Origin of the sequence: Variovorax sp. 160MFSha2.1, from assembly GCF_048305075.1 — a bacterium.
GTDB lineage: Bacteria > Pseudomonadota > Gammaproteobacteria > Burkholderiales > Burkholderiaceae_C > Variovorax > Variovorax guangxiensis.
Window position 1 is genome coordinate 2,448,196 of sequence record NZ_CP157624.1, and the last position, 21,010, is coordinate 2,469,205.

A 21,010-nucleotide genomic window follows, 5' to 3' on the forward strand; every position below is an offset into this window, starting at 1 on the left:
CCTGAACATCACCGGAACAGGGGAGTCTGAGCCCTGGCTGACCAGCCCCCTCGCGATAATGGCCGCACTTGAAAGGAGTACGCGTGGATATTGTTTTGCTGGCCAAGGCCGCCATCATGGGCATCGTCGAGGGGCTCACCGAATTTCTTCCGATCTCTTCGACGGGCCACCTGATCCTTGCGGGCTCGCTGCTCGGCGGCTTCGGCGACAACCGGGGCAAGGTCTTCGAGATCGCCATCCAGACCGGCGCGATCTTCGCGGTGATCCTGGTGTACTGGCAGAAGATCCGCTCGACCGTCGTCGCACTGCCGCGCCAACCCAAGGCCCAGCGCCTGGCGCTGAACATCTTCATCGGCTTCCTGCCCGCGGTGGTGCTGGGCCTGCTGTTCGGCAAGGTCATCAAGGAGCACCTGTTCATCCCGACCGTGGTGGCGAGCACCTTCATCATCGGCGGCTTCATCATCCTCTGGGCCGAGAAGCGGCCGCCCGGATCGGTGCGCGTCGAGCATGTCGACGACATGACGCCGTGGGACGCGCTCAAGGTCGGCCTGGTGCAGTGCTTCGCGATGATCCCGGGCACCAGCCGCAGCGGCTCGACCATCATCGGCGGCATGCTGCTGGGCCTCTCGCGCCAGGCGGCGACCGACTTCTCGTTCTTCCTGGCCATTCCCACGCTGATCGGCGCGGGCCTCTACAGCATCTACAAGGAGCGCGCGGCGCTGTCGATGGCCGACGTGCCGCTCTTCGCGGTGGGGCTGGTGTTCTCGTTCATCAGCGCATGGCTTTGCGTGCGCTGGCTGCTGAAGTACATCAGCAGCCACAGCTTCATTCCCTTCGCCTGGTACCGCATCGCCTTCGGCATCCTGGTGCTGGCCACTGCGTGGACCGGCACGGTGGTCTGGGCCGACTGATCCTGGTTTGATTCTTCAGCCCGCGGCGCCCAGCAGGGCGCTCGCGGCCCTTGCTTCCTGCCGCACCGCCGCGGCGATGGGCCCGTCGATCGACGGGTCGAAGCCGCCCGTGGCGCCCAGCGCGGTGATCACGGCGCAGACCCGTCCCGCATAGTCGTACACCGGCGCCGCCACGGCGCTGATGCCACGCAGGTAGGTGTCCTTCACGCTAGCGCAGCGCGCCTGGCGCACCTCGCGGCGCAGCTCCCCGATCGGGTCCTTCGCGTCGAGCTGCGAGCGCATCTCCGGCGTAGCCTCGCCCAGTTCCTGCTCGGCCAGAGCCAACACGCGCGACTCATCCAGCAGTCCCAGGAAGGCGCGGCCCGTAGCCGACCACAGCATCGACATCACCGAGCCGGCGCGCACGTTCACCGTGACCGGCAGGCCCGGTTCCTCGAAGCGCACGATGGTCGGGCCCTTGTTGCCCATCACCGCCACGAAGCAGGTCACCTCCAGCGATTCGCGCAGGCGGATCAGGCAGGGCTCGGCAGCGCGGATCGGGTCGGCCTGGCGCATGGCGGCCAGGCCGATCTGGATGGCTTCGGTGCCCAGGTAGTAGTGCTGCGAGGCGGCGTCCTGCAGCACGAGGCCCGCTTCCATCAGGCTCGCGAGGTAGCGGTGCACCTTGGCCGGGCTCTCGGCGACGTGCGCCGACAGCGCGGTCAGGCTGCTGCGCCCGCCCAGGTGCGCCAGCCCCTTGAGCACGGACATGCCGGTCTCGGCGGACTGCACCCGCTGGCGGCGTTCGCGCGCTGGGGAGGAGAGAGAGCGATCGGATTCCGGAGGCTGCTTCATGACGGCTGGATGTTAGGTGCTCGACCGGCAGAGCCGGGTAAACCCGCGATCTGAGAATTACGCTATGCGTATGATAATTACGCAATACACAAAATTCCTCACGGAGACTCCCTCATGAAGAAGCACTTCGCCCGCTGCCTCGCGGTTCTTTCGCTGGCTGCCGTCGCCGCCGGCGCCGGCGCACAGCAGGCCTATCCCGCCAAGCCGATCCGCTGGATCGTTCCCTACGCGGCCGGCGGCGGCTCCGACTTCCTGGCGCGCACGGTCGCGCAGACGCTCTCGACCCAGGTCGGGCAGCCAGTGCTGGTGGACAACAAGCCCGGCGGCAACACCGCGCTGGCCGCTTCCGAAACCGTGCGCGCCGCAGCGGACGGCTACACCGTGCTCTCGGCCGACAACGGCACGCTGGTGTTCAACCCCGCGCTCTACAAGTCGCTGAGCTACAACCCCACCAAGGACCTGGCGCCCGTCACGCTGATGGGCAAGTTCCCGATGATCCTGGTCGTCGGCGCCAACTCGGGCTTCAGCTCGGCCAAGGACTTCATCGCCCAGGCCCGCGCCAAGCCGGGCGGCATCAACTACGCCTCGGCCGGCGCGGGCAGCCCGCACCATCTCGCGATGGAACTGCTGAAGGTGGAGGCCAAGCTCTTCATGGTCCACGTGCCGTACCGCGGCGCGGCGCCCGCGCTGGCCGACGTGGTCGGCGGGCAGCTGCCGGCCATGATGGTCGACCTGGCCGCGGGCTCCGGCTTCATCAAGGGCGGCAAGGTCAAGGCGCTGGCCGTGGCCAACCCCACGCGCCTGCCGCAACTGCCTGACGTGCCCACCTTCGCCGAGCTCGGCTACAAGAACGTCGAGGCCGCCGCGCTGGTCGGCGTGGTGGTGCCCTCGGCCACGCCCGCCGATGTGGTGACCACGCTCAACCGCCAGCTCGTCGCCGCCATCAACGAGCCCTCGGTGCGTACGCGCATGGTCGACTTCGGCGTGGAGCCGGTCGGCAACACGCCCGCGCAGTACGCCGCGCTGCTCAGGAGCGAGACCGAGCGCTGGCACAAGCTGATCCGCGACCTGAAGATCACCCTCGACTGAAGCTGTCCGCCATGCCCGATACCGCCACGTCCTCGCGCACTTCCGGCTGCCCCGTCGCGCACGGCCCGCTGTCTTCCGAGCGAACGCCCACCGGCTGCCCGGTGAGCCAGCGCGCCGCCGGCTTCGACCCCTTCGAGGACGGCTACCAGCAGGATCCGCCCGAGTACGTGCGCTGGGCGCGCGAGCAGGAGCCCATCTTCTACAGCCCCAAGCTGGGCTACTGGGTGCTCACGCGCTACGAGGACATCAAGGCGGTGTTCCGCGACAACATCACCTTCAGCCCCTCCATCGCGCTGGAGAAGATCACGCCCACGGGCGAGGAAGCCAACGCGGTGCTCGCCTCCTACGGCTTCGCGCTCAACCGCACGCTGGTCAACGAGGACGAGCCCGCCCACATGCCGCGCCGCCGCGCGCTGATGGACCCGTTCACGCCCGAGGCGCTGAAGCACCACGAGCCCATGGTGCGCGAGCTGGCGCGCGAGTACGTCGACCGCTTCATCGACGACGGCCGCGCCGACCTCGTCGACCAGATGCTGTGGGAGATCCCGCTCACCGTGGCGCTGCACTTCCTCGGCGTGCCCGAGGAAGACATGGACACGCTGCGCAAGTACTCCATCGCGCACACAGTCAACACCTGGGGCCGTCCGAAGCCCGAGGAGCAGGTGGCGGTGGCGCATGCGGTGGGCAACTTCTGGCAGTACGCCGGCAAGGTGCTGGCCAAGATGCGGCAGGACCCGGACGCACCCGGCTGGATGCAGTACGGCATCCGCAAGCAGATGCAGCACCCCGAGGTGGTGACCGACTCGTACCTGCACTCGATGATGATGGCCGGCATCGTCGCCGCGCACGAGACCACCGCCAACGCCACCGCCAACGCGGTGAAGCTGCTGCTGCAGCACCCGCAGGTGTGGCGCGAGCTGTGCGAGGACCCGGGGCTCATCCCCAACGCGGTGGAGGAGTGCCTGCGCCACAACGGCTCGGTGGCCGCGTGGCGCCGCATGGTCACCAAAGACACGCAGGTCGGCGGCGTCGACCTGCCGGCGGGCTCGCGCCTGCTCATCGTCACCTCGTCGGCCAACCACGACGAGGGGCATTTCTCGGATGCCGACCTGTTCGACATCCGCCGCGACAACGCCAGCGACCACCTGACCTTCGGCTACGGCTCGCACCAGTGCATGGGCAAGAACCTGGCGCGCATGGAGATGCAGATATTCCTGGAGGAGTTCACGCGCCGGCTGCCGCACATGCGGCTTTCCGAGCAGCGCTTCACCTACGTGCCGAACACCTCGTTCCGCGGTCCCGAGCACCTGTGGGTGGAATGGGACCCGGCCGCCAACCCCGAGCGCGCGAACCCCGGCCTGCGCGACGTGCGCGTGCCGGTGCGCATCGGCGAGCCCTCGGCGCATGCGATCGCGCGGCCCGTGGTGGTGCAGGGCGTGACGCCGGTGGCCGAGGGCGTCGTCAGGCTGCGCCTGGTGTCGCCCGATGGCAAGCCGCTGCCGCGCTGGACGGCCGGCTCGCACATCGACGTCGAATGCGGCACGCCCGAACTCTCGCGCCAGTATTCGCTGTGCGGCGATCCTGACGACGCGGGCGCCTTCGAGATCGCCGTGCTGCACGAGCCCGAAGGCCGCGGCGGCTCCGCCTGGGTGCATGCGAACGTGAAGGCCGGCGACAGGCTGCGCATACGCGGCCCGCGCAACCACTTCAGGCTCGACGAATCGCTGGAGAAGGCGACCTTCATCGCCGGCGGCATCGGCATCACGCCGGTGAGTGCGATGGCGCGGCGCGCCAAGGCGCTGGGCATGGACTACGAGCTGCACTACAGCGGCCGCAGCCGCCGCAGCATGGCCTTCGTCGATGAGCTGGCTGCGCTGCATGGCGACCGGCTGCATCTGCACGTTGCCGACGAAGGCCGGCGCAACGATTTGCAGGCGCTGCTCGCGCAGCCGGTGCAAGGCGCGCAGGTCTACGCCTGCGGCCCGCTGCGCATGCTGCAGGCGCTGGAGGTGTGCTGCGCCGCATGGCCCGAGGGCGCGCTGCGCGTGGAGCATTTCGAATCCACGCTGGCCACGCTCGACCCGTCGAAGGAACGGGCCTTCGAGGTCGAGCTGAAGGATTCGGGCCTCGTCCTCACCGTGCCGCCCGACCAGACCCTGCTGACCGCGCTGCGCGCCGCCAACGTCGACGTGCAGAGCGATTGCGAGGAGGGGCTGTGCGGCTCCTGCGAGGTGCGCGTGCTCTCCGGCAAGGTCGATCACCGCGACGTGGTGCTCACGCGGGTGGAGCGCGACGCGAACACGAAGATGATGGCCTGCTGCTCGCGCGCCTGCGAAGGGCGGCTGGTGCTCGAACTCTAAGGGCTCAGCCGGCGAGCGGCATCCGCAGCGCCACACGGGTCTCGCCGGGGCGCGACTGCAGGTGCAGCTCGGCGCCAAGGCGGCGGGCCCGCGTGCGCAGGCTGCGCAGCCCCGCGCCGGCCGTCCGGTCATCGACCGCGAAGCCGCGCCCGTCGTCGCGCACGCTGAGCTGGAGCTCGGCGCCCGCGCGCGCCACCGTCACGTCCACGTGGCGGCTCGCGCTGTGCTTGAGCACGTTGGTCAGCGCCTCCTGCAGGAAGCGCATCAGGTCCAGGCTCTGCGAGGGCGGCAATTCCAGCGTTTCGATGCCCGACACCTGCCAGCGGCAGTCGATGCCGTTGGCGTCGAGCAGCTCCGTGCTGCGGTGGCGCATCGGCACCAGCAGCTCGCCGAGCGCGCGGGCGCCGTCGTCGCGGCCGGTGGCGTCGATGATCAGCCGCAGGTCGTCGCGCAGGCGCTTGAGCATGGCGAGCAGCTCCGGCGCGCTGAGGTTCTCGGGCTTGCGCTCCAGCGTCGCGATGCTGCCCACCAGCATGCCGCCGAGCCCGTCGTGCAGGTCGCTCACCAGGTTCACGCGCTCGCCGATGCGTGCGTGCGCCAGCTCCAGCGCGTGCTGCTGGGCCAGCGTGGCGGCGAGCTCGGCCTTGGCTGCGTTCACCTCCTCGATCAGCTCGGTGTTGAAGTTCTCGATGCGACGCAGGCTCTGCGCGAAGCGCGCGGCCTGCGTCAGCGCCATGCCCAGCAGCAGCACGTACGACGACATGTTGGTGTAGTAGACGTTGCTGTCGATCACCTGCGTGAACACCAGCAGGTCGTGCGCGCCCGTCACGGCCGAGATCGCCATGAAGGGCGCGATGGAGCGCACCGGGCTGCCACGATGGCGCCAGCCGTACACCAGGGCGCAGCTGTTCACCACGATGACCGTGAGGCCGCCCACCAGCGTCCAGATGGCCCTGTGCGCCGCCAGCGACGGCTCGGGCGCCAGCCACAGGTCGAGCACACCGGCCGCCGCCACCAGCGCGGCCGCGCCTTCGAGCCGGGGCAGGCGGCGCCCGCAGTAGCGCAGCACGAACAACAGATAGGAGACGCTGAACACCAGCAGCAGCGAGGTGTTGAGCGCCTGCCAGTGATGGTTGGAGCCGAAAGGCCAGGGGCTGGTCGCGATCTGGTTGTAGGCGAAGAGCAGCCACAGCACCGACATCGCCGCGAACCAGCCATAGGCCGTCTCGCGCCGGCGCAGCCACCACCAGGCGGCGAAGAAGGCCGAGACCGCCGCGCTGACCGCGAGGCCCAGTACCTGCAGGTCGTGCCGCACCAGCCGTTCGCGCTCGAAGCGCGACTGCATCGCAGCCGGTTCGCCGATCTCGACCGGCCCCAGCCCCGCCTGGTAGGGCGCCAGCCCCGAGACGCGCACCAGCAGGGTGTTGGTGCCTGGCTTCAGCAGCGGCGGCGCCAGCAGCCAGTAGCGCGGCGTGTTCCAGGCGCGCGTGAGCGGCTCGACCAGGCTTTGGTCGCGCGAGATCGTCGTGCCGTTGAGCGAGACCTCGCCGGCCATGTTCAGGTAGTGCAGCAGCAGGCCGGCTTCACGCGCCTGCTCGGGCTGCTCCCATGTCAGGCGGTACCAGGCCACGCCATCGAAGCCGGGCCAGCGGTTGGCCCAGCTGTCGGGCAGGGCGACGGGCGTCCAGCCTTCGGCGGGCGGGGCGGTGTCGTTCCAGCCGGTGCCGCGCACGGCCTCCACGCGCAGCGCGGGAGCGGCGGTTTCTCCGGCAGCGAAGGCCGGGCAGGCCGCGAGAAGAAGCAGGACGAACGCGCCGCTCAGCGCAGCAAGCCATGCCGTCGCGCTTCGAAGACGGCCTCGGTGCGCGAACTGACGGCCAGCTTGCGGTAGATGTTCTTGGTGTGGCATTCCACGGTCAGTCTGGAAATCGAGAGCGATTCGGCCATGTCGCGGTTGCTCAGGCCCTGCGAGACGAGCTCGAGTATCTTGAGCTCCCGGCGCGTGAGCGCCGCCGGTGCCTCTGCGCAGGCCTGCGCCTGCGCGGGCGCGTCGGCCGGTGGCTGGTGCGATGCGAGCCAGGCGAGGATGTGGCGCGCGATGCTCGGGTCGATGGGCGCGCCGCCCTGTTCGATGCTGCGCAGCGCGATGCCCAGCTCGACGTCGTCGCGCTCCTTCAGCAGGTAGCCGATGGCGCCCGCGCGAAGGGCCGCGAAGATGATTTCCTCGGTGCGCCAGGCCGAGATCACCACCGCCGGTACGCCCGGGTGTTGCGCCTGCAGCCAGCCGATGAGCTCCACCCCGCTGCCGTCGGGCAGGCCGATGTCCACCAGCACCACGCCGTAGCCTCGTTCGCCCAGCAGCTGCCGGGCGCCTGCGACGCTGTCGGTCACCGAGATGCGGCTCTCGTCGCAGCCGAGGGAAGACAGCACATGGCGCAGGCGCTCCTGCGTGGCCGGATCGTCCTCGACGATCAGCGTGGGGCTCAGCGAGACGGGTTCGGCGGCTTCAGCGGGAAGAGAGGACATGCGGCGGAATCTTCGGCCGGCCTGGCGCGGCGGGTGGAACGTATCTGCCTATTTTCCCGTTTGCTGCCGACTACGGCCGAGCCGGCCTGCACATGATCAGGTACGCCGAGTTCGTGACCGGCTCCAGGTGCTCGGCCTCGCCGCGGAAGCCCAGCCGCTCGTAGAAGGCCACGCTGCGCGGCGTGAAGGTTTCCAGGAAGCAGGGCACACCCGCCGCGTCGGCCTCGGCCAGGGTCGGCGCCAGCAGTTGCGCGCCCAGCCCGCGTCCCTGCGCCGAGGGCGAGATGCCGAGGATCGACAGGTACCAGGCATGCGCCGGCACCACGGCCGGCGAGCGCGCGGCCATGAAATCGACGATGCGGCGGTAGTTGCCGTGGCCGCGCGGGCCCAGCGTGGCGGCGAGGTATTCGCCCTTTGCCGCCGACTCGGCCGCGTCGAGCGCATCGGCGCGCGGCAGCAGCCAGGCCGCTGCGCCGAGCCGGGCATCTTCGGCGGCGAGGTAGCGGCCGGTGCGCGCGGCCTCGCCCAGCGAATAGGCGAAGTAGTCGGCGAGCACCGCCTTGCGCGCCGGCATGTCGTCCTCGAAATCGACGGAGATCGCCAGGTAGAACGGATCGACGATCAGGGCGTCGGCCAGCGCGGGCGCTGGCGGGAAGTCGGGCTGCATGCGGAATCGGCTCGGTTCGGGAATGACCCGGGCGATTCTAGGGAGCCCGGTCGGGCCCGGCCTCAGTCCAGCGTGATGCCCCCGCTCAGGTTGAGCACCGCGCCGGTCATCGCGCCGGCGCCTTCCGAGGCCGCGAACAGCGCGGTGGCGGCCATCTGGTCGAGCGAGGGCAGCCGCTCCACCAGCAGCCCGGGCGGCTTGGCCGCGAGCATCTGCTCGACCGTGAGCCCCATGCTTTCCGCCGCCGGGCGGAATACCTCGCGGGCGTGCGAGCCGGCGGTCACCGCCTCGGGAATGGCATGCGAGCGGATGCACACGGTACGGATGTTGAAGGCCGCCATCTCGCCCGCCATGTGGCGCGACAGCGCCTCCACGCCCGCGCAGGCCACCGCATGGCCCAGGTAGCCCGGCCCCGGCATGCGCGAGGCCGGCGTCGACACCGACAGGATCACGCCGCCGCCGCGCTTGGCCATGTGCGGCGCCACGGCCTTCGCCGTGAGGAAGCAGCTCCGGGTGTAGGCCTGCACGGGCAGGAAGAAGTCTTCCAGCGGCAGCTCCGCCAGCGGCGTGCCCTGCACGTGCACGATGCCGATGGCATTGAGCGCGATGTCGATGCCGCCGGCGCGCCCGGCCACTTCGGCGGCGTGGCGGAGCATGGCCTGTTCGTCGAGCGCGTCGACCACGGCAGCCTCGGCATGTCCGCCCTCGGCCTCGATGGAGCGCACCGCCGCGTCGAGCCTGGCGCGGTCGCGCCCCGTGATGAACACCCTGGCGCCTTCACGCGCGAAGGCACGGGCCACCGCCGCACCGATGGCTCCGCTGCCACCGTGAACCACCACGCATTTGTCCTTGAATGTCTGCGACATCGTCTTTTCCTTGGTTTGCCGCCCGCGAAATGCGTGCGTTCCAGCCAAGGACGGGCGGCGGTGGCCCGATCCGACAACGCCGGCAGATTTTTTTACTTCAGACCTGCGGAATGCGCGCAGCAATCACACCTGGGTCGTACCAGGTGATCGGCCTGATCTCGAACACGCCGCCCTCGAAGGCCAGCCGGTGCGCTGCGTGGGTGGCTTCCTCGACCGACTCGCACTCCACGATGTAGATGCCCATGAGCTGCTCCTTCGTCTCGGCGAAGGGCCCGTCGGTGACCAGCGGATGCATGTCGCCCGCGCGGCGCACCGTGGTCGCCACATTGGGCATCAGCCGCAGCACGGTGCCGAGCCGGCCCTGGCCTTGGAGGTCCTCGCGCAGGTCGGTGTGGCGTTCGAGCATTTCCTCTTCGACACCGGGCTCCCAGGCGGCCACCGCGGATTCGGAGCCGTAGATGAGGATGGAATAAAGCATGGTCTTCCTTTTCTTTTCCGTGTTTCGTGGGTGGCGGGCGGGGTGGAATCGGGTCAGCCGGGCCTGCCCAGGCGGTCGAGCATCGCCCGGATGTGCGCGGCCTCCGCGGCGGTACGGGCCATGCCCAGGGCGCGAGCGAAGGCGGCGCGGGCCTCGTCGGGGCGCTGCAACTCCATCAGCAGTGCGCCCCGCAGGCCGTGGAAGTGAAAGTAGCCGTCCAGAGCGCCGGCCAGTGGTTCGGTCAGGGCCAGCGCGACCTGCGGCCCGCGCAGCTTGTGCACTGCCACCGCGCGGTTCAGCGTGACGACGGGAGAGGGCTGCAGTGTTTCGAGCGCTGCGTAGAGGCGGTCGATCTCGGCCCAGTCGGTGTCCCGGGCGCGTGGCGCCTGCGCGTGGGTGGCGGCGATGGCGGCCTGCAACTGGTAAGGGCCGGGCCTGCACTGCCGCAGTGCGCCTTCGACCAGCGCCAGCCCTTCGTCGATGAGCGCGCGGTTCCAGCGTGCGCGGTCCTGGTCCTCGAGCAGTACGACCATGCCGCCCGCATCGAGCCGCGCATCGGCGCGCGCGTGCTGCAGCAGGAGCAGGGCGAGCAGGCCCATCAGCTCGGGCTCGCCCCGGAACAGGCCGAGCAGCAGCCGCGCAAGGCGTATCGCTTCCTCGCACAGTGCGGTGCGCACATGCTCCTCGCCGCCGCTGGCCGAATAGCCTTCGTTGAAGAGCAGGTAGACGGTGGTGCACACGGCCGCCAGCCGCTCGTCGCGCTCGCGCCGGCCCGGCGTGTCGAAGGGAATGCCGGCCGAGGCCACGCGCTTCTTGGCGCGGGTGATGCGCTGCTCCATCGCGGCCTCGCCGACCAGGAAGGCGCGCGCGATCTCGCGCACCGACAGGCCCGAGACGACGCGCAGCGCCAGTGCGATCTGCTGCGTCAGCGGCAGCTCGGGGTGGCAGCAGACGAAGAGCAGGCGCAGCACGTCGTCGCGGTAGTGCGCCTGGTCGTGCTGTTCGACGAGGGCGGCCTCGGTGTCGTCCAGGTCTGAAACGAGCGCGTCGTCCTCCGGCAGCGGCTCGTGCTGGCCGCGCCGGCGCACTTCGTCGAGCGCCGCGTTGCGCCCGACGAAGATCAGCCAGGCCAGCGGGTCGCGCGGCGGGCCGCTTTCGGGCCAGTGGCGCAGGGCGCGCAGGCTGGCTTCCTGGAAGGCTTCCTCGGCCATGTCGAGCTCGCGGAAGTAGCGCAGCAGCGCGGCCACCGCGCGCGGGCGCGAGGCGGTCAGCGTGGTGGCGATCCAGGCGGTGTCGGCGTTGGTCATGCGGTCGCTTGTTTGTCCTTCGTTCCTGCTCACCCAAGGACGCGCCAGTATGCGTCGCGCCGACACGCTCGGCAAAATCGGACGCACTTTCCTCGACGAACAAGAAATGGAGCAATGCGAATGACGCTGGCAATGAGCTGGAGCGAATGGGCCGACCACGACGGAGTCGGCCTGGCCGAACGGGTCCGCAAGGGTGACGTGACGGCGGCGGAGCTGGCCGCGCAGGCGGCCGCGGGCATCGCGAGGCTCGATCCTCAGCTCGACGCGGTCGTCGAAGTCTTCGACGACGTGGTGGCCGATCCGCTGAAGGACGGCATGAACCCCGAGGGCGTCTTCGCCGGCCTGCCCTATCTGATGAAGGACCTGGGCCCCACGTTGAAGGGCCGCCTGCAGGAGTTCGGCTCGATGATGATGCAGGGCCACCGCCCGGCGGCCGACAGCTTCCTCACGCAGCAGCTGCGCAAGGCGGGGCTGAACATCATGGGCCGCAGCACCACGCCGGAGTTCGGCGTGTGCAGCTCGGCGGAGAACGCCTTCCACGTCACGCGCAACCCCTGGGACCTCGAATACACCACCTGCGGCTCGTCGGCCGGCACAGCGGCGATCGTGGCCGCAGGCGTGCTGCCGCTATCGCACGCCACCGACGGCGGCGGCTCCATCCGCATTCCGGCGGGCGTGAACGGCAACATCGGGCTGAAAGTGTCGCGCGGCGTGTTCTCGCTGGCGCCGGGGCTGTCGGATCTTTCGGGGCTGGTGTCGATCCAGGGCTGCCACAGCCGCACCGTGCGCGACACGGCCGCCTTCGTCGATCATTGCCGTGGCGGCGCACCCGGCGAGTTCATGCCCTTCTGGTCGCCGGCCGAGCCGTACAGCGAGCTCATCCAGCGCGATCCGGGGCGGCTGCGCATCGCGCTGTCGCACGAGTGGGGCGACTTCCGCGCCACGCCGCATTTCGTGGCCGAGCTGGAGCGCGCGGGCAAATTCCTGGAGGGTCTGGGCCACCACGTCGAGTGGGCGCTGCCGGAGCTGGACTTCCGCACCGCCTTCGAAGCCCAGACCACCTGCTACATCAGCAACTTCGCGCAGGTCATCGACGGCCACCTGCACCGGCTGGGCCTGGAGCGTCCGCCGGCCGAGCTGCTGGAGCCGATCAACATCAAGATCTGGGAAGCCGGGCTGCACACCTCTTACACCGAGCGCGCGAAGATGCAGGCGGTGTTCAACACCACCTCGCGCGCCTTCGGCGAATTCTTCCAGCGCTGGGACATCATCCTCACGCCCATCACCGCACTGCCCACGCCCAAGGTGGGCACCAGCGAGTACCTCACGACCAGCACGAACCCCTCGGTATACGACTGGTTCGCCAATCTCTGGCAGAACTTCGCGTACACGCCACTGGCCAACCTGTGCGGCATGCCGGGCATCTCGCTGCCGATGGCAGCGCAGGAAAACGGCTTGCCGCTGGGCATCCAGGCGCAGGCGGCTCAGGCCAACGACGGGCTGCTGCTGCAGCTGGCCGCGCAGATCGAGCGGGCGCTGGGCGGCAAGTGGAATGCGGGGCGCCGGCCGGGAGTGCACGTCACGCAGGCGTGACGGGGGCCGCCGGCTTGGCGGCTCAGAGCAGGTTGCGCAGCGCGGCCTCGATGGCCGCTGCGGTGGCCAGCGGCTTTTCCATCGGGAAGAGGTGCGTTCCGTCCAGCATGGCGATGCGGCCGCGGGTGACCTTCTGCGTCATCGCCATGCCCACGCGCTTCATCTCGGCCGACTGGCGCCCGCCGATGAAGGCCGCCTTGCACTTGAGCGGGTGCGCCCGCAGCAGCGCGCCGAGGTTGTGGGGCAGGGTGTTGTAGATGGCGGTCTCGACGTCGCGGTCGAAGCTCAGCGCGCGAGCATCGTCAGCATCGAAGGTGCCGTGGTCGATGTAGTCGTGCAGCACCTGCTCGTCCCACTTCGCGAAGGCCTTCTTGCTGCGGAAGTGCTCGAACACCGCCTCGCGGTGCTCCCAGCTGTTCTTGCGCTTGCGGCTGATGGCGCCGGGCGACACGCTCTTCATGAGCGGCGTGCGCTTGACCACGTTGAGCGTGTTCGCGCGCCAGCCGCCGAGGATGGGCGAGTCGATCAGCAGCACGCCGCGCGCCAGCTCTGGGTGCTGGGCGGCGCACATCAGGCTCAGGAAGCCGCCGAGCGAATGGCCGATCAGGAACACCGGGCCGCCCGCGCGGTCGGCGCGCGCCTTGGCGAAGTCGGCCAGCTGCTGCACCAGGTGCGGCCAGTTGTCGGTGACGGGGTACTTCGGGTCGTGCCCGAATTTCTCGATGGCGTTGACCTCGAAGCCGCGGTTGCGCAGGCTGTCGAGGACGACGCGGTAGGTGCTCGCGGGAAAGCTGTTGCCGTGCGAGAAGACGACGGGGGGCATCACGGCCGTCGCCGGGCCGCCCCAAGGCGGCCGAGCCTCCCCCTCGGGGGGTGGAGAAGCACACGAAGTGGCAAGCCGGGGGGCATCATTTCAGATGAGCTTTTCGTCGGGGGTCGAGATCTTGCGCAGCGGGCTGTGGCGCGTCGCGGGCATCTTCAGCGGGTGCTCGGTATGGCTGTCGTCCCACACCGGGTCCTCGATGCTGTCGAACACCTCGCGCAGCTTCTGGCCCCAGCTGTTGTGCACCATGCGGTAGTAGGGGTTGTCGGCGTCGATGCAGATCACGCGGTCGGTCTCGAGCTTGTTGGCCTCGTAGACCACCATGTCCAGCGGCAGGCCGACCGACAGGTTCGACTTCATGGTCGAATCCATCGACACCAGCGCGCACTTGGCCGCCTCGTCCAGCGGGGTCTCGGGCGTGAGGACGCGGTCGAGCACGGGCTTGCCGTATTTCGACTCGCCGACCTGGAAGTAGGGCGTCTCGGTGGTGGCCTCGATGAAGTTGCCGGCCGCGTAGACCAGGAAGAGGCGCATGCCCTCGCCCTTGACCTGCCCGCCGAAGATGAAGGACACGTTGAAGTCCAGCCCCGCGTGCTTCAGCGCCTCGGCGTCGCGATCGTACACATGGCGCACCGCCGAGCCCAGCACGCGGGCGGCGTCGAACATGCTCCTGGCGTTCCAGATGGTGATGGGGGCGCCCTGGCTGCCGTCCTCGCGGGTTTCGCGCAGTTCCTCGATCTGGAGGATTTCGCGCACCGACTGCGAGATGCTCAGGTTGCCCGACGACAGCAGCACCATGACGCGGTCGCCCGGCTGCTCGTAGACGATCATCTTGCGGAATGTGCTGATGTGGTCCACGCCCGCGTTGGTGCGGGAGTCGGAAAGAAACACCAGGCCGGCGTTGAGTTTGATGCCTACGCAGTAAGTCATGGGTTCAGGTTCATCTGGCATGAACTGTGCCGGGTCATGCGGCGCCGAGTTCACGTTTGTTCAGTTTCTGAAGGGCATACAAGGCATCGAGGGCCTCGCGCGGGCTCATCGTGTCGGGGTCGAGCGCGGCCAGCGCGGATTCTACGGCGCTGGCCATGGGGGTTTCGGCCACCGGAGGCGGAGCGAACAGGTCGACCTGTGCACGAGTTTGCGCATGCTGCGATTCAAGTGCCTCCAGCGCCTGCCGCGCGTGGTTGACCACCGCCGCGGGCATGCCCGCCAGCCGCGCCACCTGGATGCCGTAGCTCTTGCTGGCCGGGCCGGGCTGCATTTCGTGCAGGAAGACGATGTCGCGGCCCGCCTCGGTGGCGCTCACGTGCATGTTCACCGCGCCGTGGTGCGTGGCCGGGAACTCGGTCAGCTCGAAATAGTGCGTGGCGAACAGCGTGAAGGCCTTGCTGCGGTCGTGCAACTGGGCCGCGATGCCGGCGGCCAGCGCCAGCCCGTCGAAGGTGCTGGTGCCGCGGCCGATCTCGTCCATCAGCACCAGCGACTGGGCGGTGGCGCTGTGCAATATCTGCGCGGCCTCGGTCATCTCCAGCATGAAGGTCGACTGCGCGTTGGCCAGGTCGTCCGCCGCGCCGATGCGGGTGTGGATGGCGTCGATGGGCCCGAGCCGGCAGGCTGCCGCCGGCACGTGCGAGCCGATGGAGGCCAGCAGCACGATGATGGCCACCTGCCGCATGTACGTCGACTTGCCGCCCATGTTGGGGCCGGTGATGACCTGCATGCGCTGCTGCGGCCCCAGTTGCGTGTCGTTGGCGATGAAGCCGCCCGACGACTTCTCGGCCAGCCGTGCCTCCACCACAGGGTGGCGGCCCTGCTGGATCTCGATGCATGGGTGCGACACGAAGCTGGGCGCGCGCCAGTGCAGCGTGTGCGAGCGCTCGGCCAGCGCGCACAGCGCGTCGAGCGTGGCGAGGCCGCCCGCCAGCTGCGTGAGCGCGGGCACCGAGGGCTGCAGCGCGTCGAGCAGTTGCTCGTAGAGCCACTTCTCGCGGGCCAGCGCGCGGTCCTGCGCGCTCAGGGCCTTGTCCTCGAAGGCCTTCAGCTCGGGCGTGATGAAGCGCTCGGCGTTCTTCAGCGTCTGGCGGCGGCGGTAGTTGTCGGGCACCTTGGAGAGCGCGCTCTGCGTCACCTCGATGTAGAAGCCGTGCACGCGGTTGAACTGCACCCGCAGGTTGCCGATGCCGGTGCGCTCGCGCTCGCTGATCTCCAGCTTCAGCAGGAAGTCGTCGCAGTTCTCGCTGATGGCGCGCAGCTCGTCGAGCTCGGCGTCGTGGCCGGTGGCGATCACGCCGCCGTCGCGCACCAGCGCGGATGGGTCGGGCTTGATGGCGCTGGTCAGCAAGGCGGCGCAGCCCGGCGGCGGGGCGAGCCGCTCGGCGATCTGGCCGAGCAGGGCGGACGCCGCGGGCAGCATCGGCGCCAGCTGTTCCGCCTTCGACAGCGCCAGCTGCAGCGCCAGCAGTTCGCGCGGGCGCACCTGGCGCAGCGCGATGCGCGCGGCGATGCGTTCCACGTCGCTGGTGTTCTTGAGTTGCTCGCGCAGCGTGCGCCAGGGGGCGGCCGTGGCACCGGGCGCCGTGGCCTGCAGCGCGCCGATGGCTTCGAGCCGGCCTTGCGCCTCGGAGCGGTCGCGCCGGGGCGAAAGCAGCCAGCGCTTGAGCAGGCGGCTGCCCATGCCGGTCATGCAGGTGTCGAGCAGCGAGAACATGGTGGGCGAGTCTTCGCCGCGCAGCGTCTGCACCAGTTCGAGGTTGCGCCGCGTGGTGGGCGGCAGCTCGATCAGGTCGCCGTCGCGCTCCACCGAGAGGCGCTGCACGTGCGAGAGCGCCCGGCCCTGCGTGTGCTCGGCGTAGCCCAGCAGCGCGGCCGCCGCGGCGTGCGCGTTGGCGAGCGATTCGGCGTTCCAGGCCGCGAGGCTGTTGCTGCCCATCTGCTCGGCCAGCTTGCGCTCGCCGAGGCCGCCGTCGAACTGCCACGCCGGGCGCAGCGAGAGCGTGAAGGGCGTGGCGGCGCGCGCGGCCTTCAGGCGCTGCTCGAAGGCGGGCGTGACTTCGGCGCTGTAGAGCAGCTCGCTGGGGCCGATGCGCGCGATCCAGGCTTCGAGCGCGTCGGAGGGGCACTCGGCCAGCCGCAGCTCGGCGCCGGTCACGCTGAGCCAGGCCAGGCCGCAGACGTTGCGCGTGCCCGCGTGCACCGAGAGCAGCAGCGAATCGGCCTTGTCGTTGAGAAGCTCGGAGTCGGTCAGCGTGCCGGGCGTGACCACGCGCACCACCTTGCGCTCGACCGGCCCCTTGGCGGCGCCCACTTCGCCCACCTGCTCGCAGATGGCGACCGATTCGCCCAGCTTGATGAGGCGGGCCAGGTAGGTGTCGACCGAGTGGAAGGGCACGCCGCACATCACCACCGGCTGGCCGGCGGACTGGCCGCGCTGGGTGAGCGTGATGTCGAGCAGGCGCGCGGCCTTCTCGGCGTCGGCCCAGAAGAGTTCGTAGAAATCGCCCATCCGGTAGAACAGCAGGGTGTCCGGATGGTCGGCTTTCAGGCCCAGGTACTGGGCCATCATCGGCGTGTGCCCAGAGAGGTCTGTCTTGGTCATTTCAATCAGTTGCTTGCGATCCATGCCGCCGGCGCGCGGGGCATGGGGGGCAGGTGGGGGACGTTCCTAGGCATTTTCCGCGCGGCGCTCCGTTCAGCCGGCCCGGTGGCCGCCCTCGAGCGGCCACTGCCTGGTCTTGAGCATGAACAGCTCGAAGAGGCCCGGCGCCATCGAACGGTCGCCGGCCTCCCACTGCTGCCATCCGCGCAGCGAGGCCTGCACCGTCTGCGCGGCCTCGGTCTGCGTGAGGCCCGCGGCAATGCGGGCGTCGCGGACGGCGGCGGGCGAGGGGCTGGAGTGCTTGTTCGGGGAGGGCATGGGAGGCATGGCGCATGACGCCTGCGCGCACGGGTGAAAGTGCCGCGGGCATTCTACGTTCAATGCGCGTATCGCCGGCCTGCGCGCGGCGCCGTGTTCGCCGCCGGCCTGAAGCGGAATTCGTCGCGCGGTGATCCGTCGCGCCCGGCCTTGCGTACCACGGGACCAACCACTGCCGACGTCCCGCCATGCCCCGAGCCTCCAGCGCATCCGCCGCCATCCACTGGGTCGAACAGGGGCTGGTGCCCGACGGCGCCGTCCGCATCGGCGTGCGGCGGCTGCTGCGCCAGCGCCTGGCCGAACTGGACAGCGGCAACCCCGAGGCCGTCGCGCGGCACTCGCAGGCATTCTTCGACGAACTGCGCAACGCCCCGCTGGCCCTGCTGCCCGAGAAGGCCAACGAGCAGCACTACGAACTGCCCGCCGACTTCTTCGCCGCCGTGCTGGGGCCGCACCGCAAGTACAGCTGCTGCTGGTGGCCCGAAGGTGTCGAGACGCTGGAGCAGGCCGAGGCGGCCGCGCTGGCCGAGACCTGCGCGCGTGCGGGCCTTGCAGACGGGCAGCGCATCCTCGAACTCGGCTGCGGCTGGGGTTCGCTGAGCCTGTGGATGGCCGAGCGCTTTCCGGGCTCGCGCATCACGGCGGTGTCCAACTCGCATTCGCAACGGATGTTCATCACCGCCGAGGCCGCGGCCCGCGGCCTGGGCAACCTCGAGGTGATCACCTGCGACTTCAACGACTTCGAGACGGCCGGGCGCTTCGACCGCGTGGTGTCGGTGGAAATGTTCGAGCACCTGCGCAACTGGCCGCGCGCTTTCTCGAACGTTGCGCGCTGGCTGAATCCGCAGGGGCGCTTCTTCATGCACGTGTTCGTGCACCGCGAGGCGCCGTATCCCTTCGAGGTGCGCGACGCGAGCGACTGGATGAGCCGCTATTTCTTCTCGGGCGGCATGATGCCCGGCGACGACCTCGCCCTGCGCTGCCAGGACGACCTGCGCCTGCTGAACCAGTGGCGCTGGAACGGCCGCCACTATGCGAAGACCTCCGCCGCCTGGCTGGCGCGCATGGACGCCCGGCGCGACGAGCTCATGCCGCTCTTGGCTTCCGTCTACGGCGAGAGCGAGGCGCCCATCTGGTGGACGCGCTGGCGCCTTTTCTTCATCTCGGTGGAAGAGTTGTTCGGCTACGCCGAAGGCGGCCAGTGGTGGGTCGCCCACTACCTGTTCGAGAAGCGCTGATGCCGGCGCGCGCCCTGGCTCTCGCCCTGGCGATGGCCGCCTGCATGGCCTTCACGGCCTCGGCGCAGGAGGGCGCGACCGAGGAAGGCGAGTGGAACTTCACCGCCACGCTCGACGGCAAGCCCATCGGCACGCATCGCTTCGCGGTCGGCGGCAGCGCGGCGGCGCGCAGCGTCGACAGCCGCGCCGACTTCGTCGTGCGCATGCTCGGCGTGCCCGTCTACCGCTATCGCCATCACGCCGGGGAGCGCTGGGCCGGCGACTGCCTGCGCGAACTGCGCGCCGACACCGACGACGACGGCACGCGGCAGCAGGTCGCGCGCCGCTTCGAGGACGAGTGCGTGATGACTTTCGCCTACTGGAACCCCCGCCTGCCGAAGCAGCAGCGCCTGGTCGATCCGCAGACCGGCAAGCTGGAGCCGGTGCGCTTCGAGCCGCTGCCCGACACCAACATCGAGGTCCGCGGCCAGCCCGTGCGGGCGCGGGGCTGGCGCCTGCAGGCCGCGCAGCAGCGCATCCGCATCTGGTATGCCGCCGACAGCGGGCGCTGGATCGGGCTGGACGCCGAGACCAAGGGCGACCGGCAGCTGAGTTACCGATTGACTTCTCCTACTGGCGCACCATGAAACCTTCCGCCCGCACCTTGTCCATCGCCTACCTGTGGGCACTCTTGAGCTTTCTCGTGCTGGACGCCGTGTGGCTGTCGCTCATGGGCCCGCGCCTGTACAAGCCGGCGCTCGGCGACCTGATGGCGTCCGACGTCGACTGGCTCGCGGCGGTGCTTTTCTATGCCATCTACCTGGCGGGCCTGCTGGTCTTCGCGATCGCGCCGGCCTTGGCAGAAGGCTCGGCCGGCGTGGCGCTGCGGCGCGGCGCCTTCTTCGGGCTGGTGGCCTACGCCACCTACGACCTCACCAACCAGGCGACGCTGCGCGACTGGCCCTGGGCCATCACCATCGCGGACCTGGTGTGGGGCAGCTTCGTGAGCGGCGTGGCGGCCTGGGTGTCTGCCCGCCTCACATCCCGACGAGCGAACCCAGCACGCGCGCGATAGCGCTTTCGAAGCGCAGGCGGCCGTCCAGTGAGGCGAGGCAGATGCACTCGCTGCCGTCCTGGACCACGGGCTGGTGGTGGATTTCTCCATCCGCCGCGTCGAAATCCCCGGGGCCGAACAGGGCCCGCCCGTCGTGGAAGCGGCCGTGCAGCACCTGGGTCAGCTCCAGCCCCTGGTGCGTGTGCTGCGGCAGGTACTTGCCGGCCGCGATGCGCAGCAGGAAGACGTTCGCATCCGGCGCCTCGGGCACGCTCACGCGGCTCCAGCGCATGCCGGGACCGATCCAGCGCCATGGCGTGGCGCTGCAGTGGGCGAGGGCGCGTGGCCAGCGCGCGCCGGGCGGCAGCGGCGGCGGCGCGCTCACCCGCACCGTCCCGGCAGGCGCGTTCTCGAGCGCGTCGATCGAGGCCCAGGTGCGCGCCAGCGCATCGTCGGCCATCGGCACGGGCTCCAGTTCGTCGAGCAGGATGCCGCCCAGGGCATCGAGCGTGCGCGCGCGCTCGCGGCACAGCGGGCACAGTTCGAGGTGGCTGGCCAGTACCAGCCGCGTTCCGGCCGGCAACTGGCCGGAGGCCCGGGCCAGCAGCAGGTCGTCGTCGGGGTGGTGTCGGATGTCCATCATCAGCGTTCCAGCAGGCGGCGCAGCTGAGCGACCGCCAGGCGCACGCGCGACTTCACCGTGCCCAGCGGAATGCTCAGCTGGGCCGCGATGCGGGCATGCGGTTCGTCTTCGAAATAGGAAAGGTGCAGCACCTGCTGCTGCTCGGGCGGCAGCTGCCGGAAGGCGCTGCGCAGGCGTTCGTTCAGGCGCGAGGCGTGCAGTCCGTCGTCGAGCGAGGCGCCGTCCGCCTGGAGCAGGTCGAAATCGAACTCTTCCTCGGCCGACTCCACGCCCTGGCGCCGCCGCAGCGCGTCCACGCGCAGGTTGCGCGCGATGGTGAAGATCCAGGTCGAGACGGCGGCCTGCGCCGGGTCGAACAGCGCGGCCTTGCGCCACACGCTCACCAGCGCTTCCTGGGCCAGCTCCTCGGCCTGCAGTTCCGGGCAGCCGATGTGCATCAGGTAGTGCTTGACGCGCGGCGCGAAGTGCGAGAAAAGCCGCGCGAACGCCTCCCTGTCCTGCCGTTCGGCCACGGCCGCCAGGGCCTGCGCCCAGAGGTCGTCGGAGCGGCGCGGCTGCTTGAAATCGGTCACAACAACAGTCAAGTTGGGCGCTCGGCGGCCGCGGGGCACCGGAATGCCCGCAGGTTGGGTGGATGGGTCGGGAACGGCGGCCATGCTAACCCTTACGCAATCCGGCCGCGATCGGATCATCGCCGCAATGCGCCATGGTCCAAATGGTGGTTTCCTG

At 69.8% G+C, this 21,010-nt stretch carries 20 protein-coding genes; 7 read left to right on the forward strand and 13 right to left on the reverse strand.

Features of this window, described 5'->3' with window-relative positions; all coding sequences use genetic code 11:
* Nucleotides 1-83 precede the first annotated feature (83 nt).
* Nucleotides 84-911: an undecaprenyl-diphosphate phosphatase gene (locus tag ABL838_RS10920; protein WP_126024235.1), complete on the forward strand. Its 828-nt coding sequence runs from the start codon at nt 84-86 to the stop codon at nt 909-911.
* A 15-nt stretch (nt 912-926) separates the two neighbouring features.
* On the opposite strand, the gene ABL838_RS10925 is transcribed toward ABL838_RS10920, so the two are convergent.
* Nucleotides 927-1,745, reverse strand: a complete 819-nt coding sequence (locus ABL838_RS10925; protein WP_418125311.1) for an IclR family transcriptional regulator — start codon at nt 1,743-1,745, stop codon at nt 927-929.
* A gap of 114 nt (nt 1,746-1,859) precedes the next feature.
* On the opposite strand from ABL838_RS10925, the gene ABL838_RS10930 reads away from it, so the two are divergent.
* Together ABL838_RS10930 and ABL838_RS10935 are read left to right on the forward strand one after the other, a co-directional pair.
* Entirely contained in the window at nt 1,860-2,834 is a 975-nt protein-coding gene (locus ABL838_RS10930; protein ID WP_418125312.1) for a Bug family tripartite tricarboxylate transporter substrate binding protein, read from the forward strand.
* Between the two features lie 11 nt (nt 2,835-2,845).
* The gene (locus ABL838_RS10935; protein ID WP_418125313.1) at nt 2,846-5,194 is read left to right on the forward strand and encodes a cytochrome P450/oxidoreductase; all 2,349 of its coding nucleotides are present in this window, start codon (nt 2,846-2,848) and stop codon (nt 5,192-5,194) included.
* A gap of 4 nt (nt 5,195-5,198) precedes the next feature.
* Here ABL838_RS10935 and ABL838_RS10940 read toward each other — a convergent pair whose 3' ends face one another.
* The 6 genes from ABL838_RS10940 to ABL838_RS10965 all read right to left on the reverse strand — a co-directional run bounded on the left by ABL838_RS10940 (nt 5,199) and on the right by ABL838_RS10965 (nt 11,038).
* Complete coding sequence (locus ABL838_RS10940) at nt 5,199-7,103, reverse strand: ATP-binding protein (RefSeq protein WP_418125314.1); 1,905 nt, start codon at nt 7,101-7,103, stop codon at nt 5,199-5,201.
* Nucleotides 7,013-7,720: a response regulator gene (locus tag ABL838_RS10945; RefSeq protein WP_418125315.1), complete on the reverse strand. Its 708-nt coding sequence runs from the start codon at nt 7,718-7,720 to the stop codon at nt 7,013-7,015. Before ABL838_RS10945 ends, ABL838_RS10940 begins: the two co-directional genes overlap by 91 nt.
* A gap of 70 nt (nt 7,721-7,790) precedes the next feature.
* Complete coding sequence (locus ABL838_RS10950) at nt 7,791-8,387, reverse strand: GNAT family N-acetyltransferase (protein ID WP_418125316.1); 597 nt, start codon at nt 8,385-8,387, stop codon at nt 7,791-7,793.
* 62 nt (nt 8,388-8,449) lie between these two features.
* Entirely contained in the window at nt 8,450-9,253 is an 804-nt protein-coding gene (locus tag ABL838_RS10955; RefSeq protein WP_418125317.1) for an SDR family NAD(P)-dependent oxidoreductase, read from the reverse strand.
* 97 nt (nt 9,254-9,350) lie between these two features.
* Nucleotides 9,351-9,731, reverse strand: coding sequence for a YciI family protein (locus ABL838_RS10960; protein WP_126024243.1), 381 nt, complete (start codon nt 9,729-9,731; stop codon nt 9,351-9,353).
* Nucleotides 9,732-9,784: 53 nt separating this feature from the next.
* On the reverse strand, nt 9,785-11,038 hold the full coding sequence (locus tag ABL838_RS10965) for an RNA polymerase sigma factor (RefSeq protein WP_418125318.1): 1,254 nt from the start codon (nt 11,036-11,038) through the stop codon (nt 9,785-9,787).
* Nucleotides 11,039-11,158: 120 nt separating this feature from the next.
* Here ABL838_RS10965 and ABL838_RS10970 point away from each other — a divergent pair, with 120 nt between their 5' ends.
* Nucleotides 11,159-12,631 carry an amidase gene (locus ABL838_RS10970; RefSeq protein WP_418125319.1) on the forward strand — a complete coding sequence of 491 codons (1,473 nt, stop codon included), beginning with the start codon at nt 11,159-11,161 and terminating at the stop codon, nt 12,629-12,631.
* A gap of 22 nt (nt 12,632-12,653) precedes the next feature.
* Here the strand turns inward: ABL838_RS10970 and ABL838_RS10975 are convergent, their stop codons facing one another.
* From ABL838_RS10975 to ABL838_RS10990, 4 genes are all read right to left on the reverse strand, one after another.
* Entirely contained in the window at nt 12,654-13,454 is an 801-nt protein-coding gene (locus ABL838_RS10975) for an alpha/beta fold hydrolase (RefSeq protein ID WP_418125320.1), read from the reverse strand.
* A gap of 90 nt (nt 13,455-13,544) precedes the next feature.
* On the reverse strand, nt 13,545-14,384 hold the full coding sequence (locus ABL838_RS10980; RefSeq protein WP_126024247.1) for a proteasome-type protease: 840 nt from the start codon (nt 14,382-14,384) through the stop codon (nt 13,545-13,547).
* A gap of 34 nt (nt 14,385-14,418) precedes the next feature.
* Complete coding sequence (gene mutS / locus ABL838_RS10985; protein WP_418125321.1) at nt 14,419-17,049, reverse strand: DNA mismatch repair protein MutS; 2,631 nt, start codon at nt 17,047-17,049, stop codon at nt 14,419-14,421.
* Nucleotides 17,050-17,142: 93 nt separating this feature from the next.
* Nucleotides 17,143-17,367: an XRE family transcriptional regulator gene (locus tag ABL838_RS10990; RefSeq protein ID WP_126024249.1), complete on the reverse strand. Its 225-nt coding sequence runs from the start codon at nt 17,365-17,367 to the stop codon at nt 17,143-17,145.
* Nucleotides 17,368-17,555: 188 nt separating this feature from the next.
* On the opposite strand from ABL838_RS10990, the gene ABL838_RS10995 reads away from it, so the two are divergent.
* The 3 genes from ABL838_RS10995 to ABL838_RS11005 are packed head-to-tail and all read left to right on the forward strand — an operon-like array spanning nt 17,556 to nt 19,659.
* On the forward strand, nt 17,556-18,605 hold the full coding sequence (locus tag ABL838_RS10995; RefSeq protein WP_418125323.1) for an SAM-dependent methyltransferase: 1,050 nt from the start codon (nt 17,556-17,558) through the stop codon (nt 18,603-18,605).
* Nucleotides 18,605-19,231, forward strand: a complete 627-nt coding sequence (locus tag ABL838_RS11000; protein ID WP_418125324.1) for a DUF6134 family protein — start codon at nt 18,605-18,607, stop codon at nt 19,229-19,231. Before ABL838_RS10995 ends, ABL838_RS11000 begins: the two co-directional genes overlap by 1 nt.
* Entirely contained in the window at nt 19,228-19,659 is a 432-nt protein-coding gene (locus ABL838_RS11005) for a DUF2177 family protein (protein WP_369658718.1), read from the forward strand. The genes ABL838_RS11000 and ABL838_RS11005 overlap by 4 nt, the downstream gene beginning before the upstream one ends.
* On the opposite strand, the gene ABL838_RS11010 is transcribed toward ABL838_RS11005, so the two are convergent.
* Complete coding sequence (locus ABL838_RS11010) at nt 19,622-20,281, reverse strand: ChrR family anti-sigma-E factor (protein ID WP_418125325.1); 660 nt, start codon at nt 20,279-20,281, stop codon at nt 19,622-19,624. The two genes, ABL838_RS11005 and ABL838_RS11010, sit on opposite strands and share 38 nt — an antisense overlap.
* A complete protein-coding gene (locus ABL838_RS11015) occupies nt 20,281-20,853 on the reverse strand; it encodes a sigma-70 family RNA polymerase sigma factor (RefSeq protein ID WP_240650761.1) in 573 nt (190 codons plus the stop codon). The genes ABL838_RS11010 and ABL838_RS11015 overlap by 1 nt, the downstream gene beginning before the upstream one ends.
* Nucleotides 20,854-21,010: the final 157 nt, after the last annotated feature.